Genomic DNA, 17,326 nt, shown 5'->3' with positions numbered 1-17,326 from the left:
AATTTTATATTCTACTTTTATAAAGGATGTTTTATCATATTCTAAATTTGTTTAAGTTAATTGATATATGTTTTTTAAAAATCTTACAGCATTTAAAATCTTAGATATTAATATGGATGTCTTTGAACAGTCTATAAATAAGTTAAATTTTGTTTCTTGTAGTAACTCTCAAAAGTCTTCTAGAGGGTTTGTAAATCCTTTTATAAAAGAAGATGATAATGTTTTATTTAAATTTAACCATCTTGCAGCATTCTGCCTTCTTAGTGAGGAAAAAATACTTCCTGCTCAAGTTATAAATCAACAAGCACAAGAATATATAGAAGAGCTTGAATTAACTCGATATGTTAGTAAGAAGGAAAAAACTCAGATTAAAGAAGATATGGAACAACGTTTGTTGCCTCAAGCCTTTAGTAAATTTAAAAAGATTTTTGGTTATCTAGATTTAACTAATAATCATCTTGTTATTGATAGCATTTCAGATAAGCAAATAACAGAAGTTTTAGATTTATTGCAAAGGTGTGAAGCTAGATTTGAGCCAGTAATAAAGGAAGAAACAGATATATTAACTGATTGGTTAGTAGAAAATACACATCCTTTAGATGTAGAAATAGCAGAGAAATGTAAGCTAACTAGCGCAATAGGTGATAGTATCGCTAATATATCATGCCAAGGAAGCTCAATGCTAAATGATAATATTAAATCTTTTATCGAAAGTGGTGGATATATTACTGAGCTAGCGATAATCTGGCGTGAACAATTAGCAATGACAGCTAATACTAAGCTACAATTTAAATCGATCAAATTCTTAGAAGGTATTAAAGATTTAAATAAAGAAGATAATCATGGTCATGAAGTTGATTTATTGTTAATGGCAGATATATTCTCAGAACTTATAAATATTATGCAAGACTGGGTAGTAGAAGAAGAGCAAATATAATATAAAGAGAAAATATGATACTAAATGATAAGCAATTAAAAGCATATGAATATGGGTTTAGCACATCATCCTAATTTAAATCAAAACAGTAAGGTATTTTTAGAAAAAATATTTTAAAAATAGAATTAGTTCAAAATAATCACAATAAGGTAAAACTGTTTAAACATGATAATACTAAAGCAGGATTAGTTGAATTGCTTAAAAGTAATGAAGTTAAGAATCTGCTTGGTTTTGATTTTTCTAATCTAATCGCTATTATGTGTATCAGATAATTTTAGAAAAATATGTTAAATTAGTTAATATTTAAAATTTTAAGAGTCAAATAATGCAATATATTTCAAAAGAAAGGATTAAAGTTAGCCAAGCATCAACTGGCAAAGATATATTTATAGAAAAAATTACAATAAAAGGTTCAGATCCTCAAGCTCCGAGTGTATATATGCAAGCAAGTATGCATGCATCAGAATTACAAGGGAATGCTGTAATGATTAAACTTTTAGAGCATTTTAAAAAATACCAACCTAAAGGAGATATTTGTCTAATTCCACAATGTAATCCTATTGGAGCAGATAACTTTATCGGAGCAGGTCATCAAGGAAGATTTGATTCAGCAACAGGAGATAACTGGAATAGATACTATTTTAATCCTAAAATAGACTATAAAGCTTTTGTAACAGAGCATTTAAACTCATCAACTGCTGAATATAAAAAAGCTTTTGAGAAACTATTAGCAGAAGCTATAGATAAAGAGCTTGAACAAGAGTGGTTCTTATCTCGCGCAAAACGACTAAACTATACAGTCCAAAAAGAAGCTCAAAAGGCAGATTATGTTTTAGATTTGCATACTGATACTGATGCAACTACATATATTTATACTCCTGAGTTTGCTAAAAAAACAGCTGAGCTTTTTGGTTATAAGCATACGCTAGTAATTCCTAATGAGTTTACAGGAGCACTAGACGAGGCGATTTTTGTTCCATGGTGGAAACTTCAAGAAGAGTTTCAAGCACAGAGTAGGCATGAAAATATCCTTAAAGAATGTTTTACTTTAGAATTAGGATCTGAAGAGTATATAAACTTTGATGATGCCACTATGCAGACTCAAGGAGTATTAAATTATTTAAAATCTAAGAATGTGATTGATTCATCTTTTGAGATTGATAGATTACATAAAGATGTGTTACATCATGATATTTCTAATTATAAACCAATTAGAGCTATTGAGGGTGGTTTGTATGAGTGGTTTGTAAAAGCCGGTGATTATTTTAAAGCAGGTGATGTTGTTGGGCAATATATACAAACTTCAACAATGGAAGTTAAGCCTCTTAAGTTTCCTTTTGGTGGAACAATAATTAGTATTCATATTAAGGGCGCTGTTTGTCAAGGTACTCAGCTTTTAAATCTTGCTATTCATTAAAAAACTATAAAGATTTTATTTAAAATATTTACTAAGCTTAAATCATATAAGAGTTTGCAATTTATAAGCTTGTTATTGATAAGTAGTCATGATTTAATTTTCTTATTCTTAATTATAAATTAATGCTTAAATGAGAAAGATTTTATCAACTCTACTACTAGTGTCATTTTTTATGGTTAACTATGGGTATGCCTCTAAATTATTTCTTATAGGTGGTGATTTGGATGGGAACTATCCACAGATTTATAATGATATGGCTAGTATTATCGGTTTTAAACTTGATAGAAGGGTTGCCTGTGGCTCATGGGATACATCAAAGTGTCCGAAAGTTGCAATAATTACTTCAGCAGCGGATAGCTCTGCAGATGGTGATAAGCTTTCATACTCTTTCTATAAGAAGCTTTTTGAAGATAATGGTTTTGTAACAGCGCATGTTTCAGCTCATATAGATAATTATAAAAATGCTACTAATTTGTCAACAGCTGCAGGCAAGAGAAATGAAAAAATAATCAATCAAGCTAATATAATATTTTTTAATGGAGGAAATCAAGCATTTCATTCAAGAACATGGCTAAATAATGACGGTTCTTATAATCAGCTAATGCAAGTTATACATAAGAGATTTGATCAAGGTGTTTTGGTAGCAGGAACCTCTGCAGGGATGGCTGTTCAAGGTCAAGTTACATTTGGTGGGGCAAATGATTCAGATAGTAACTCTTTTGGAATTATATATTTTCATACTAGTCAAGGGCTAGCTAAAAAGCATGTTATAGATGGAACTATAAATGGCACTAGTTTTAATGATACGAGAGTTAATCCTAATCCAAGCTTAGTTGAGTTGCAACAAAAGCAAAATGGTGGGGATATGCTAGGCTTTTCATTTACACCAAATAATGTAATCTTAGATACGCATTTTGGCATACGAGGTAGAATTGGTAGATTAATTTCTGCGATGATAGATACAAATAAAAGTATAGGTATAGGGATTGATCAGGAAGATACTGCATTATTATTAGAAAGTGATGATAGTAAAAACAATAAATTTACTGCGAGAGCTTATGGTAAAAATGGCGTTTATATCTTCTCTACAGCCAACTCAAAAATTGCTAGTAAGGATGGTTTTCTTAAGGTAAGTAATATTACTATGGATTATTTAAGTGCGGGAGATAAGGTTAGTTTTAATAAAAATAAATTAGGAGTGATTAGTGCAAAAAACAAGCATAAAATTAATCCAGCTTTTAATTTACCAATTGCTACAGAAAATATACTTGCACCATATAATGTTTTTAATACTATTTCTAAATTAGCTAAAGATAAAGTGAATGTAGCTATTGGTAAAACAAAAACACCTCCTGGTTATCCAGCAAGCACACCTATATTTAAGTTTACTTTCCGTAAGGGTAAAGATTGGCAAGCTTATTGTATTATAGATAATAATAAGTGTAAAAATGGCTATGGGGATTACACTATTAAAGATTTATCAGTAAGTATAGAGCCTCAGTAAGGTTTAATCGTATATTTACATTAGTTTTTTAAAACCTTACTAAATATATATTTTGCTGTTAGAATATATTTTATTAGATTAACTTGTTTTATATGGAATGACTAAAAAATATTTATCAGTTATAGCAATATTGTTTTATTCAACATCTTTTGCAAATATATATGAGTCAAATAATAATGGTGTACCAACTTTTTCAAACGTTGATACTAAAGGAGCTAAGCAAGTAAGTGTTGAAAAGCCTCAAGTGGTCGACTCGTATAATCAAATATCTAATGGTCCATCTGTAAGTAGTTATAAACAAAGAAGAAATGAAATTATTTGGAATAACCAAGGATCATCTGAGGAAAGACCAAGTCAAGATTTAAGGAATCTTGAAGGCTCACTAGAAAGTTTTGCAAGAGATTATCAAAGCCAAGATCAGCCCAGAAGATAAGTTATAATTTTGAGATTAAGTAAGTTTATTATAAAAGTGAGAACTGAGATTCTTCTTTACTTTTATTATTTTCTTTAGCATTACGTCTTTGTTGAACAGCTTGAGATAACATTTCAAGCATTTTGATAGTATCATCAAAATCAACACACTTATCTGTAACACTTTGACCATATGTTAATGGTTTTTTGTTGATATCCTGATTTCCGGCAACTAGGTTACTTTCGATCATTATACCGAAAACATCATTACTAGTTTTGATTTGTTCACAAATATCAGCTAATACTGAGATCTGTTTTGTATGATCTTTTTGGCTGTTACCATGGCTACAATCGATCATAATCTTTGTATCTAGATCGGCTTTTTTAAGTTTCTCAACACAACTATCAACATCTTCTTTTTTAAAGTTTGGTCCAGAAGCTCCACCGCGTAAGATTATGTGGCCATTTTTATTACCATTAGTTGCAAAAATAGCTGTTGAACCAGATTTTGTAGTACTTAAGAAATGATGTGGGTAAGTAGCAGATTTGATAGCATCTACAGCCACTTGGATATCACCATTTGTAGCATTTTTGAACCCAATTGAAGCTGAAAGACCAGAAGCTAGTTCTCTATGTACTTGACTTTCAACAGTTCTTGCACCGATGGCACCCCAAGTTATTAGCTCTGCGAAATATTGAGGAGTTATAACATCTAAAAACTCAGTTGCACAAGGTAGGCCCATGTTTGTAACATCTGAAAGTAATGTACGAGCAAGTCTTAATCCTTTATTGATGTTATATGAGTTATCTAGATCTGGATCGTTTACAAGACCTTTCCAACCAATAGTAGTACGAGGTTTTTCAAAGTATACTCTCATTATGATTAGAATATCTTTTTCAAACTTTTTAACCTGCTCTTTTAGCCTAGTTGCGTATTCAATAGCAGCTTCAGTATCATGTATAGAACAAGGCCCTACAATAACAGCAACTCTATCATCTCTTCCGTGGATAATATCTGCTACTTCTTTACGAGATTTTTTAACAGTATCATAAGAAGTTTTTAACAGAGGTATATCTTGAATTAGAACTTCTGCTGGAATCAATACTTTTTCCTTATTAATATTTATATTAGAAACTTTATCAAAGTTTTTATCACCTATCATTGACTTAGATATCCTTATATTTTTATATATTCTTTATTTTCTTTTACCTAAAAGGCCAGACATATTACCCATACCTTGCATAGCTGACATGCGTTTCATCATATTTGCCATACCACCTTTTTTACCAACAACACTTTTCATCATTTTTTTCATTTGAGTATGTTGTTGTAGCAGTTTATTTAGATCTTGAATAGTTGTTCCAGAACCTTTAATAATTCTTTGTTTTCTACTATGCTTGATCAACTCAGGTTTTTTACGTTCAAGAGGAGTCATTGAGTCAATCATAGCCTCAATCTTCTTAAACATATCATCCCCAACATTTCCAGGAACTGCAGCAGGCATATTAGGTAGTTTAGACATGATAGAGCCTACACCACCCATTTTTTTCATTTGGGTAATTTGAGCTTTAAAATCCTCTAGGTCAAAGCTTTTTCCGCTTTTTAACTTTTTAGTAAGTTTTTGTGCAGATTTTTTCTCAGTTTTTTGTTCAATATTCTCAATTAAACTAAGAACATCTCCCATTCCTAAGATTTTAGAAGCAACTCTATCTGGATGGAATGGTTCTAATGCGTCTGTTTTTTCACCAACCCCTAAAAATTTAATAGGCTTACCTGTGATTTCTCTAATTGATAGAGCAGCACCACCTCTAGCGTCACCATCAGTCTTAGTCAAAATTACACCAGTTAGCTCTAGAGCATCATTAAATGCTTTAGCCGTAACAGCAGCATCTTGACCAGTCATACTATCAACAGTAAAGAAAGTCTCTATTGGAGTAGCAATTTTATGAATTTGCTTAATTTCGCTCATCATATTTTCATCAATGTGTAGTCTACCTGCAGTATCGATGATTAGTACATCAGCTAGCTTTGTTTTTGCTGATTTGATTGCTTCTGTAACTATGTAATCAGGCTTTTGGCTTATATCTGATTCAAAAAATTCAACATCTAAACTATTTGCTAAAGTTCTTAACTGGTCAATAGCAGCAGGTCGATAAACATCGGCACTGACTACCATAACTTTCTTTTTATGTTGTTCTTTTAAGTATTTAGCAAGCTTTGCCGTAGATGTAGTTTTACCTGCACCTTGTAAACCAGCCATTAATATAACAGCGGGAGGCTGTGTTTTAAGGTTTATAGGTACAGCTTCTTCACCAAGAGCATTTTCAAGCTCCTTTTTTACAAAAGATATAAATGTTTGATCAGGAGTTAAGCTCTTTTTAACTTCTTCACCTATCGCTTTTTCTTTTATATTAGCTATAAATTTTTTAACAACAGGTAAAGCAACATCAGCCTCTAATAGTGATACTCTAATATCACGTAAGGCTGACTGGATATTTTCTTCTGTAAGAGATGTTTGTCCTTTTATCTTCTTAAAAGAGGACTGTAATTTATCCGATAAACTAGTAAACATATGTCTATAAGCTTTCCAACTCTTTATGAGTAAATTATTACGATAAGCGAAATATTAACATTTTTAGCTGCAATATACTATCTAACAAATAATACTTATTAAGATTATTATGAATAAAACTAAACAAATTGTGATGTAGGTATAATTTTTTTCTTTTATGAAAAATATTAACTCTAAGAAAATTCTTAACAATGGTGAAATAATAATAAGTAGTATCCCAAGATTTATAAGCATAAATGATGAACCATGACCTTGAGAAATTCTATATACTGCACCTATAATTAAAGCTAGTATAGCAATGCCTAAATTTAACTTCAATATCTTATAAGTAGCTATATTTTTCAATTTATTCTCAAGTTGTAAGATACTTAACTTATAAAGTTATTATAACTATATTTTGGCAATATACTACACTTAAAATCTGCTTTAATATGAGCTTGAGTAGAAACTTGCATAAATATTGTTTACTCAGTGAGATTCTGGTGATATAACTAATGTATAAGGTTAACAAGGAGATGCTTATGAAAGAAGTGATAATATTAGGTGCCGGTAGGGTTGGTTCTTTGACTAGTTGCTTACTAGTTGAGAGTGGTAATTATGTAGTCCATCTAATGGATAAAACTATTCCAGATAATAAACCTATCTTAGAAAAAAATGAAGGGAATCTCAAATACGTTGAGTTAGATGCTACAGACTCGGTTGAGCTAGAGAAATATATAAAGCATCATAATATTAGAACTATAGTATCTTGTTTACCATTTTTCTTTAATAAAGGTGTTGCTCAATTAGCAAGTAAGTTAGAGATAAATTATTTTGATTTAACTGAAGATGTTGAAGCAACTAATTATATTAAAGATATAGCAAGTAAATCAAAAAATAATTTCTTTGCACCACAGTGCGGTTTAGCTCCAGGGTTTATTAGTATTGTATCTAATAACCTTATGAAAGAATTTGAGTCAATTGATACTGTGCGTATGCGTGTAGGAGCGCTACCTTTAAATGTTTCAAATACTCTACAATACGGATTGACATGGTCGACAGAGGGTTTAATAAATGAATATGCTAAACCTTGTGAAGGTGTTGTTGATGGTAAAAAAAGAACTTTAGCACCATTAGCAGATGTTGAAGAAATAAAGATTGATGGTCTTACATATGAGGCATTTAATACTTCTGGTGGTATTGGTTCAATGATAGAGACTTATGCAGGTAAGATCAAAAATATTAATTATAAGAGTATTCGTCATCCAGGACATTGTGAGAAAATGAAATTTCTAATGCAGGATATGAAGTTAGGTGATGATTTAGATACTATGGTTAAAGTTATGGAAAATGCTATACCAAGAATCAATCAGGATATCGTTTTAATTTATGTATCTGTAGATGGTATTCGTAAGGGATTAAATGCTGAGAGGCATTTTGCCCAAAAATATCCATCAAAAGTCATGTTTGCTAAGCACTTTTCAGCTTTACAATTAACAACTGCAACAAGTTTATGTGTAAGTATAGATTTGTTACTTAACTCTAAGGATAATCCTAGTGGTTTTATAAACCAAGAGTCTATATCTTTAGAAGATTTTTATAATAATCAGTTTGGTAAATACTATAGAGATTCTGGACTTCTAATACAAGCAGATTAATAAGGATTCATAAAAGGTGGACAAATGAGCATTTTAAAAGAGTTAAATTTAGGTTTAGAAAAGTATATCAATAATAGTATCAGTAACGCTATAGAAACATATAGCCCAGCAGATGGTAAGCTTTTAGCAAATGTCGAAAATCACGGCATAGAAGTTATGCAGGAAGCTATATCAAAAGCTACGGAAGTTGCTAAGGGATGGCGTCAAGTCCCTGCTCCTAAAAGAGGTGAACTAGTACGCTTAATAGGTGAAGAGCTGCGTAAAAATAAAGACCATCTCGGTAGTTTAGTTTCTTTAGAGATGGGTAAGTCTAAACAAGAGGGTGATGGTGAAGTCCAGGAGATGATCGATATGGCAGATTTTGCCGTTGGTCAATCAAGAATGCTATATGGCGCGATGATGAACTCTGAGCGTGATGAACATCGTATGTATGAACAGTGGCATCCTTTAGGAGTTGTCGGCGTAATCTCTGCTTTTAATTTTCCAGTTGCTGTATGGTCATGGAATGCATTTATCGCTGTGATTTGTGGTAACACTGTTGTTTGGAAGCCATCTGAGAAAACTCCGCTATGTTCTATTGCAGTACATAATATTTGTCAAAAAGTGATTAAAGAGCATAATTATCCTGAAATTTTCCACACAGTAATTTCTAAAGAGATCGAAGTATCAAAGCTTTTAGTAAATGATGATAGAGTTAACTTGGTATCTTTTACAGGTTCGACACGAGTTGGACAAGATGTTGGGCAACAAGTAGCTAAAAGATTTGGTAAGAGCCTTTTAGAGTTAGGTGGTAATAATGCTACTATTATTGATGAAACAGCTAATTTAAAGCTTGCTATACCTGCTGCAGTATTTGGTGCTGTTGGAACTGCTGGACAAAGATGTACTTCTCTAAGAAGACTATTTGTGCATAAAACTATCTATGAGTTAGTAAAAGAGAAAATGGTTAATGCTTATAAGCAAATAAAGGTTGGTGATCCATTAGATCAGAATAATTTAATGGGGCCTGTAATTGATCAAGCATCAGTTGATAATTTCACAAGAGCTGTAGCTGAAGCTGTTAATCAAGGCGGAAAGATTTTAACAGGCGGTAAGAAAATTGAGAAAGAAGGTTTTTTTGTTGAACCAACGATTATTGAAGCTAGGTCAGATATGCCAATAGTAGCAGAAGAAAATTTTTGTCCAATACTGTATATAATGCCTTATTCAAGTATTGAAGAAGCTATAGAGTTAAATAACTCAGTCAAATATGGTTTATCAAGCTCTATATTTACAGATAATCTCCAAAATGCTGAAAAATTTCTATCTAGTTTAGGTAGTGATTGTGGTATCGCTAATGTGAATATTGGAACTTCTGGCGCTGAAATTGGAGGTGCTTTTGGTGGTGAAAAACATACTGGAGGAGGTCGTGAGGCAGGTTCAGATGCTTGGAAGGCGTATATGCGTAGACAAACTAATACTATTAACTATGGTAAGGATTTACCATTAGCTCAGGGCATTAAGTTTAATCTAGAGGAGTAGTACTATGAGTGTAGATATTTTAGAAAAATTATGGGATCAATATATGACAGATAACCCTCATGCAAAAGATATCTATGATCTTTTTGTAAAAAATGGGGAAAATCCTGAAAATGACCATATTGCTCTAAGAACTTTAGACGATGATAGGATAAATATTCATAAGCTAGCACAAGCATTTATCTCTAAAGGATATAAGGTTTGTAATGATTATGATTTTGAAGTCAAAAAACTAAAAGCTATACATCTTGAGCATAGTGATGAGAGTCAACCTAAGGTTTTTATTAGTCAGCTTTTGGTAAAAGAATTTTCTGATGAGCTGCAACAGGTACTTAATAAATGTGTTGATTTAATTCCACAGGCTTTAATAGATAATCCAGAAAAACTTTTACTATCTGGTGTAAGTTGGAAGATTAACTATGAAGTATATAAAAAGCTTTTAGATGAATCTGAGTATGCTGCTTGGTTTTATGCTTTTGGCTTTAGAGCAAATCACTTTACAGTTTTCATTAATCAGCTTAAGAACTTTAATCAAGTTGTTGAAGTTAATGATTTTCTTAAACAAAATGGCTTTAAACTTAACTCTTCTGGTGGAGAGATCAAAGGTTCTCAAACTGATTTATTAGAGCAATCAAGTACAATGTCAGGACTAACAGAAGTTAATTTCTCAGATGGTAAAAAACAAATTCCATCCTGTTACTATGAGTTTGCAAAACGCTATAAAGATAGTGATGGCAAACTATATCAAGGTTTTGTTGCTAAGTCTGCTGATAAAATATTTGAGAGTACTAACACTAAATAGTGTTGTCATTTAGTTAAAGTTTTTAGTAACTATTTTTACTAACTTATCAAAAAGATCATCATAAACAGAGCTTTTTCTCATAACTAAATCTATTTCTCGATAAAACTCGGCATTATCAATAGTTATATATTTAATATTTTCTGTTTTAGTACAAGCTATTTTAGGTATTAATGTTACTCCTTCATCAATAGAAACCATCTGTCTTAATGTCTCTAAACTACTACCTTTAAAGTCTCTATTATTAAAATCATCTAGTTCACAAAGCTTTAACGTTTGATCACGAAGACAGTGACCTTCATCAAGAATCATAAGGTTTTCTTTAACTAGATCTCTAACACAAATACTCTTATTTTTTGATATTGGATTATTCTTAGCTACAGCAGCAAAAAACTTATCTTTAAAAACAGTTTTTCTTTTAAATTGGTAGTTGTCTGTTGGTGTTGCTAAAAGGGCAAAGTCGATTTTTCCTTGATCAAGCATATCTACAAGGATATCGGTTTTTTCTTCAATTACGGAGATACTTATATTTGGTATTTTTTGTTTTATTTCAGGCAATATCTTGGGCATTAAATATGGGCATAACGTTGGAAAAGCACCAATAGAAATAGTTAGTTTATCATTCTCAAGTAATAGCTTTGATATTCTTTGTAGATTGTTTACCTCATCAAGAATCTTATATGCTTGATTAATTATCTTTATCCCAGGTTTTGTTATTAAAACTTGTTTAGAACCTCGTTCAAATATCTGTATTCCAATATATTCCTCAAACTTTTTTATTTGCATACTTAATGCAGGTTGACTTACAAAACATCTTTCAGAAGCTGTAATAAAGCTTTTAGTTTCATATACTGAAATGATATATTCAAGTGTACGAGTATTCATATAAGCAAATCTTATTGTAATGATAAGTATTATATATTTTAAATTATGTTTTATACTTATACAATATATAGTGAATCTTAACAAAGCAAGGAGCTAAACATGACTAAAAGAGTACCTAATGTAACTTTTAAAACTAGAGTTAGAGATGAAAGTATTGGTGGTTCTAATCCATTTAGATGGCAGGATGTGACTTCAGCAGAAATCTTTGATAATAAAAGAGTAATAGTATTTTCATTGCCTGGTGCATTTACGCCAACTTGCTCTACATATCAGTTGCCTGGATTTGAAAATAATGCAGCTAGATTTAAAGAGCTTGGTATACAAGAAATTTATGTTTTATCTGTAAATGATAGTTTTGTTATGAATAAATGGATCCAGGCTCAAGATGTTAAAAACATTAAGCCAATCCCAGATGGTAATGGGGAATTTACTCAAGGTCTAGATATGCTTGTAGATAAATCTAACCTTGGTTTTGGTAAAAGATCATGGAGATACGCTATGATCGTAAATAATGGTGAAATCGAAAAAATGTTTGTAGAGCCAGGTAAACGTGATAATGCTGAAGATGATCCATATGGTGAGTCTTCTCCAGAAAACTTATTAAAATACTTGGAGTCTAAATAATAATGAAAAAGGTCATTTTAATAGGAGCTTCAGGAACAATTGGTTCTGCAACATATAAAAGTCTGAAAGCGGCCGAATATGATGTTGTTACAGCTAGTTTCTCTGGTGAAAAGACTGATTTTTCTGTAGATATACAAGATCCTAAATCTATTAAAAACCTATTTGAAAAAGTGGGTAGTTTTGATGCTTTAGTTTCTACTACAGGAAAGGTTGCTTTTAAAGCTGTACAAGAGATTGAACAGCAAGATTGGGACTTAAGCTTAAGTAATAAACTTCTAGGACAGATAAATCTTGTTCAAATTGGATCAAAATATATTAATGAGGGTGGTTCTTTTACATTAACTACTGGAATATTAAATGTTGAACCAATAGCTATGGGAAGTATAGCTGCAACAGTTAATGCTGGTTTAGAAGGGTTTGTTAAAGCTGCCACTTTGGAATATAAAAATTTCCGTATAAATACTGTAAGTCCTACAGTAGTTGAAGAGGCTTTAGGTAAATATGGAGCATTTTTTGTTGGCTACAAACCAGTAAAAGCTGAAGAAGTTGCTCAAGCTTATTTAAAATCAGTTGCAGGCATTGCAAATGGCCAGGTTATAAAAGTAGGTTTTTAATAATCTTTTCTAAGAATTCCCTAATAAATTAATATTTTTAAATTTATTAACTAGACTATATCTTTGATACTACTGTATTAAAGACTTCTTTTATAGATAGATTTGATGTATCTATAATTATCGCATCATCAGCAGGTCTTAGGGGGGCTGTTTTACGATTACGGTCTTGGAAATCTCTTTTTTCAATATCTGCTAAGATTTTATCAAAATCAGGATTTAACCCTTTAGACTCAAGCTCATCAAATCTCCTTTTAGCAGTAATTTTTGTATCAGCATCAAGAAAGAATTTATATTTAGCCTCAGTAAAGACTACTGTACCCATATCTCTGCCATCAGCAACTAACCCTTGCTCTGTTGCAAACTCTCTTTGCTTATCTAATAAAATTTCTCTTACAGAAGGGTAAGCTGCAACTTTTGAAGCAAGCATACCTGTTTGTTCAGTACGAATCTCTTTTGTTACATCTTCATTATTAAGAAATGCTTTAACAATATCATATTCGATTTTAAAGCTTATACTTAAATTTTTTAAGGTCTGATGTACGTTTGATTCATTTTCAAGGTCGGCATTATTTTTATAGCAATGAAGAGCAGCTAATCTATAAATAGCACCACTATCTAGTAACTTATAATTTAGATGCTTAGCTAAAGCTTTTGCTAAAGTACCTTTACCAACACCGCTAGGTCCGTCAATTGTAATAATTTTAGAATTGTTCATTTTCAAAATCCTGCATAAATTTAACTAATTTTCTAACATCTTCAAGAGATACCGCATTATATAAACTTGCTCGGCAACCACCTACATTGCGATGTCCCTTAAGTCCATAGAATCCTTTTTTATCAGCAGAGGATAAAAACTTATCGGTTAACTCAGTAGTTGGTAAGTGGAAGATAACATTCATATTTGAGCGGTACTCTGGCTTAATATCATTCTTGTATATTTTTGAATTATCTATAGCTGAGTAAAGTAAATCTGCTTTTTGATTATTAAATTCTTCAACCTTATTTAAGCTAGCATAGCTCTTAATTAGATATTCTAATGTAAGCTCAAATGTCACCCATGATATGACGGATGGTGTGTTATAAACTGAATTTGATTTCTTAGTAATAAAATAATCAAAAACCACTGGTATATTTGCTTTTTGCTGGATTAAAGAATCTTTAACAATCACTATTGTTAAACCAGGAATACCAGCATTTTTTTGGGCTCCTGCATAAATTAAGCCATAATCAGCAACATTTATAGGTTTTGATAAAAAGCTTGATGACATATCACAAACGAGCTCTGTATTACATGATTTAGCCAATTTATTAATTTGGAAGCCATCTACAGTTTCATTATCAGTATAATATATATAATCATACTTATTAGAAGTGAATTTTTTAGCTATATTTTCATCATATTTAATAGCTGTTACATCAATAAATTTATCAGCTTCTTTAGCAGCTTTTTCAGACCACTGGCCACTACATACATATAGTGCTTTATTATATCTATTTGATAAGTTCATGGGGATCGCAGCAAACTGAGCAGTAGCTCCAGCTTGCATTAGCAGTATCGAATAATTATCTGGAATTTTTAATAAGACTCTTAAGTTTTTTTGTATAGCTGCATGAACTTCATCAAAAACTTTATCTCTATGAGATATAGATAATAAGGAAACACCGGTATCTTTATAATTAGACATCATTTGCTGAAGAGTCTGTATAATAGAATTAGGTACAACCGCTGGACCAGCACAAAAATTTATTTTCATTTAGTGAAGTCATAATTAAATATTTTGAGGTTAATTGTAACATAACTAATATGGCTTAATATATATAAAAGTATTATCTATCTTAGGGTTATTCGGTTTTGATATAATCTTGGAAAGAGCTACTGTTAGAAGATATAGCTTTTATAGTCGAGGATTTTTGTTTGTTAATTATTAGGAGGTATTATTTAACCTTAGTTTTTAACCAGTCTTTTGGTTTGATATATTCATATATTTTAGCTTCCTCAGAGTTTTCTTCAGGATGCCAGTTGTATTTCCAAGTGGCCATAGGAGGCATTGAAGATAATATAGATTCTGTACGTCCACCACTTTGTAAACCAAATATAGTACCTCTATCAAATACTAAATTAAATTCTACATATCTACCTCTACGATAAAGTTGGAAATCTTTATGTTTTTGAGTGTATTCAATGTTTTTTCTTTTTTCTATTATAGGTAGGTAAGCATCTAAATATGAATTTGCACAGTCAGTTACAAAATTAAAGCATTCATCGAATGATTTGTCATTTAAATCATCAAAAAACAATCCTCCAACGCCACGACATTCATCGCGATGTTTTAGATAAAAATAATCATCACACCATTCTTTAAATTTAGGATAGTAGCTTTTATCATGTTTATCACAAGCATCTTTAGCCGTTTGGTGCCAATGTATAGCATCCTCTTCAAATGGGTAGTAAGGGGTTAAGTCAAAACCACCTCCGAACCACCAAATAGGATTATCAGTATCAGCTCCAGCAACAAAAATTCTAAAGTTTGCATGAGAGGTTGGTGCAAAAGGGTTGCGAGGATGTATAACAAGAGAAACTCCTGTTGCAATAAATGATTTGCCAGCAAGATCTTGTCTTTTTGCTGTAGCTGATGGAGGTAGGGCGTCACCGTGAACTCTTGAAAAAGCAACTACACCTTTTTCAAAGATATCTCCTCCCTCAATTATCATTGAATTACCATAACCTTTAAGTTTTTGATCAGGAGTATTAGGTTTTTGCCATTTATCGTTGACGAATTTTGCATCATTTGTTTCATACTTTTCTAATGCTGTGGTAATATTTTGTTGAAGTTGTATTAAAAAATTTTCAAATTTTGAGATTTTTTCTTGCATTACTTTAACCTTATAATTGGATTGCTATTTAGTAAACTCAATAGCAGAATGGTTAGGGTTAGCTTATAGTACTATTTTACCAGTAGGGGAGTAAAATTGCTTGTAAAAAATAAAGGCTTTGGAACTAAAGAAATTATATTGTTAGTTATATTTGTAATAATAATTATTGCTTCAATATTTTTTGTTTATTTGAAACATAATTATACAACAAGGCTATCTAATGAGATATCAAGGCTTGATTTATTAAAAACTAGAGTATCTACCGAGTTGATTTACGGCAATGGTACTGTGGAGAAGCAAAGTTCAAAAAATGGTTTATATGCTCTTGTAAACATTTCAGCTAATAAAAGCTATGAGGATATTAAGTCACAAAATACTTATATAAGAAGCAATGGTCAGATTATAGCAAGACTAGATGATAGATCTTTAGGTAAAGGTAGTATAGTGTTGACGCCATATGTTAAGTCTAGGCATAAAGTAGAAGACCCATATATAATCTGGGATTGTTTAATTATTACAAATAAAAATATTCCACAGTTTTTGATGCCTGATAATTGTATCGTAAAATCTACTTTGGAGTAGAGTCTATATAAGAACTATTAAAATTTAATAGTGTTTGTTAAAAATAAATAATAGAGCATTATTGTGAAGACATATAATATATTCTAAGACGAAGTTGACTTTAATGGAGGATGTCTTGTGTTTAAGTTTAAAGGTATTAGTTTACAGGTACTATTATTTCTTGTTAGTTTGAGTGTCGCATCTGCATCCAATACTATGAATTTAATAAAAGTTAAAGAGAGTGGTATAAAAAGCATTGCCATAGAGGATGGTAAAAAACATGAGGTGTTTTTTTATAAGAAAACACCTTACGCATTATGTAGTAAAGCATTGTGTACTTGGAAAAATGGAGAAAAGGCAACATGTTTCTGTCCTATAATATATCCTGAGAAATTACAAAAAGAAGATGCTTGGATGGGCGCATCACTATCTCCATATGATTCGGAAAAAACTAGTAGCACGTATAAAAATGATAGAATAACTACTGTTGTTTCAACATTCTCATTAGCAAACATTATAAGTATAGGAAAGATATCTGCTTGTCCAGCTAAAGATGATTTAGAATATTCTTGGGCTGATTGTTTTGGTGTTCGATGTGATGTTACACAAAATCCGAGTGTGGCAGATTGTAAATGTCCTATTAAAAAATCTAAAGACTATATATCTATGGGGGTTAAATCTGAAAACTTATGTTTTACAGGAAAACCTAATCCTAAAGGCTATTCATTTGGATGGTCTGCCGAGTCTTTAAAAATGGGATCTAGAGATCAAGATATATTAATAAGCTTTTATAAAAAGTATTTCCCAGGTACTCCTCCTACTAAGGTTGATTTTAAAAAGTAAGCTAATGAAGTTATTTTTTATGAAAAAAATTTTTAAAATATTGGTCTTTATATTAACCTCAGTTCGATAATTACTTCATGTCTAAATATTTATAATTATTGATTTTAATTGGAGAAATAATAAACTGAG

The 17,326-nt window shown here is 31.2% G+C and carries 18 protein-coding genes and 1 pseudogene; 12 read left to right on the top strand and 7 right to left on the bottom strand.

Features of this window, described 5'->3' with window-relative positions:
- Window positions 1–67 precede the first annotated feature (67 nt).
- From rdgC to AB8E56_RS01755, 5 genes and pseudogenes are all read left to right on the top strand, one after another.
- Complete coding sequence (rdgC, locus tag AB8E56_RS01775) at window positions 68–937, top strand: recombination-associated protein RdgC (protein ID WP_329477339.1); 870 nt, start codon at window positions 68–70, stop codon at window positions 935–937.
- A 14-nt stretch (window positions 938–951) separates the two neighbouring features.
- Window positions 952–1,209: pseudogene (locus tag AB8E56_RS01770) on the top strand (hypothetical protein).
- A 50-nt stretch (window positions 1,210–1,259) separates the two neighbouring features.
- Window positions 1,260–2,354 (top strand): succinylglutamate desuccinylase/aspartoacylase family protein, encoded by a 1,095-nt coding sequence (locus AB8E56_RS01765; protein ID WP_329477404.1) that lies wholly within the window; start codon window positions 1,260–1,262, stop codon window positions 2,352–2,354.
- Window positions 2,355–2,484: 130 nt separating this feature from the next.
- On the top strand, window positions 2,485–3,858 hold the full coding sequence (locus AB8E56_RS01760; RefSeq protein ID WP_329477337.1) for a cyanophycinase: 1,374 nt from the start codon (window positions 2,485–2,487) through the stop codon (window positions 3,856–3,858).
- 97 nt (window positions 3,859–3,955) lie between these two features.
- Window positions 3,956–4,291, top strand: coding sequence for a hypothetical protein (locus AB8E56_RS01755; protein ID WP_329477335.1), 336 nt, complete (start codon window positions 3,956–3,958; stop codon window positions 4,289–4,291).
- Between the two features lie 28 nt (window positions 4,292–4,319).
- Here AB8E56_RS01755 and AB8E56_RS01750 read toward each other — a convergent pair whose 3' ends face one another.
- The 3 genes from AB8E56_RS01750 to AB8E56_RS01740 all read right to left on the bottom strand — a co-directional run bounded on the left by AB8E56_RS01750 (window position 4,320) and on the right by AB8E56_RS01740 (window position 7,160).
- Window positions 4,320–5,432: a 3-deoxy-7-phosphoheptulonate synthase gene (locus AB8E56_RS01750; RefSeq protein WP_329477333.1), complete on the bottom strand. Its 1,113-nt coding sequence runs from the start codon at window positions 5,430–5,432 to the stop codon at window positions 4,320–4,322.
- A 33-nt stretch (window positions 5,433–5,465) separates the two neighbouring features.
- Entirely contained in the window at window positions 5,466–6,842 is a 1,377-nt protein-coding gene (ffh, locus tag AB8E56_RS01745; RefSeq protein WP_329477331.1) for a signal recognition particle protein, read from the bottom strand.
- Between the two features lie 81 nt (window positions 6,843–6,923).
- Window positions 6,924–7,160 (bottom strand): DUF1634 domain-containing protein, encoded by a 237-nt coding sequence (locus tag AB8E56_RS01740; protein ID WP_329477329.1) that lies wholly within the window; start codon window positions 7,158–7,160, stop codon window positions 6,924–6,926.
- 203 nt (window positions 7,161–7,363) lie between these two features.
- Between AB8E56_RS01740 and AB8E56_RS01735 the strand changes: the two genes are divergently transcribed.
- The 3 genes from AB8E56_RS01735 to AB8E56_RS01725 are packed head-to-tail and all read left to right on the top strand — an operon-like array spanning window position 7,364 to window position 10,799.
- Window positions 7,364–8,479, top strand: coding sequence for a saccharopine dehydrogenase C-terminal domain-containing protein (locus AB8E56_RS01735; protein WP_329477327.1), 1,116 nt, complete (start codon window positions 7,364–7,366; stop codon window positions 8,477–8,479).
- Between the two features lie 24 nt (window positions 8,480–8,503).
- Window positions 8,504–10,000 carry an aldehyde dehydrogenase family protein gene (locus AB8E56_RS01730; RefSeq protein ID WP_329477325.1) on the top strand — a complete coding sequence of 499 codons (1,497 nt, stop codon included), beginning with the start codon at window positions 8,504–8,506 and terminating at the stop codon, window positions 9,998–10,000.
- Between the two features lie 4 nt (window positions 10,001–10,004).
- Complete coding sequence (locus AB8E56_RS01725) at window positions 10,005–10,799, top strand: DUF1338 domain-containing protein (RefSeq protein WP_329477323.1); 795 nt, start codon at window positions 10,005–10,007, stop codon at window positions 10,797–10,799.
- 9 nt (window positions 10,800–10,808) lie between these two features.
- Here AB8E56_RS01725 and AB8E56_RS01720 read toward each other — a convergent pair whose 3' ends face one another.
- Entirely contained in the window at window positions 10,809–11,681 is an 873-nt protein-coding gene (locus AB8E56_RS01720) for a LysR substrate-binding domain-containing protein (RefSeq protein WP_329477321.1), read from the bottom strand.
- Window positions 11,682–11,780: 99 nt separating this feature from the next.
- Between AB8E56_RS01720 and AB8E56_RS01715 the strand changes: the two genes are divergently transcribed.
- Together AB8E56_RS01715 and AB8E56_RS01710 are read left to right on the top strand one after the other, a co-directional pair.
- The gene (locus tag AB8E56_RS01715; protein WP_329477319.1) at window positions 11,781–12,305 is read left to right on the top strand and encodes a peroxiredoxin; all 525 of its coding nucleotides are present in this window, start codon (window positions 11,781–11,783) and stop codon (window positions 12,303–12,305) included.
- 2 nt (window positions 12,306–12,307) lie between these two features.
- Entirely contained in the window at window positions 12,308–12,919 is a 612-nt protein-coding gene (locus AB8E56_RS01710) for a short chain dehydrogenase (protein ID WP_329477317.1), read from the top strand.
- Between the two features lie 55 nt (window positions 12,920–12,974).
- Here the strand turns inward: AB8E56_RS01710 and cmk are convergent, their stop codons facing one another.
- The 3 genes from cmk to hemF all read right to left on the bottom strand — a co-directional run bounded on the left by cmk (window position 12,975) and on the right by hemF (window position 15,793).
- Window positions 12,975–13,634 (bottom strand): (d)CMP kinase, encoded by a 660-nt coding sequence (gene cmk / locus AB8E56_RS01705; protein WP_329477315.1) that lies wholly within the window; start codon window positions 13,632–13,634, stop codon window positions 12,975–12,977.
- Window positions 13,621–14,673: a 3-phosphoserine/phosphohydroxythreonine transaminase gene (gene serC / locus AB8E56_RS01700; protein WP_329477313.1), complete on the bottom strand. Its 1,053-nt coding sequence runs from the start codon at window positions 14,671–14,673 to the stop codon at window positions 13,621–13,623. The genes cmk and serC overlap by 14 nt, the downstream gene beginning before the upstream one ends.
- A 181-nt stretch (window positions 14,674–14,854) precedes the next feature.
- Window positions 14,855–15,793 carry an oxygen-dependent coproporphyrinogen oxidase gene (gene hemF / locus AB8E56_RS01695; RefSeq protein ID WP_329477311.1) on the bottom strand — a complete coding sequence of 313 codons (939 nt, stop codon included), beginning with the start codon at window positions 15,791–15,793 and terminating at the stop codon, window positions 14,855–14,857.
- 96 nt (window positions 15,794–15,889) lie between these two features.
- Here hemF and AB8E56_RS01690 point away from each other — a divergent pair, with 96 nt between their 5' ends.
- Entirely contained in the window at window positions 15,890–16,375 is a 486-nt protein-coding gene (locus AB8E56_RS01690) for a transposase (protein WP_329477309.1), read from the top strand.
- A gap of 117 nt (window positions 16,376–16,492) precedes the next feature.
- The gene (locus tag AB8E56_RS01685) at window positions 16,493–17,197 is read left to right on the top strand and encodes a hypothetical protein (RefSeq protein WP_329477307.1); all 705 of its coding nucleotides are present in this window, start codon (window positions 16,493–16,495) and stop codon (window positions 17,195–17,197) included.
- Window positions 17,198–17,326: the final 129 nt, after the last annotated feature.

The organism is Francisella sp. 19X1-34, from assembly GCF_041102755.1.
Taxonomy (GTDB): Bacteria; Pseudomonadota; Gammaproteobacteria; order Francisellales; family Francisellaceae; genus Francisella.
The sequence above is the reverse complement of the archived record's forward strand: the minus strand, read 5'-3'. Positions and strand labels throughout refer to the sequence as shown.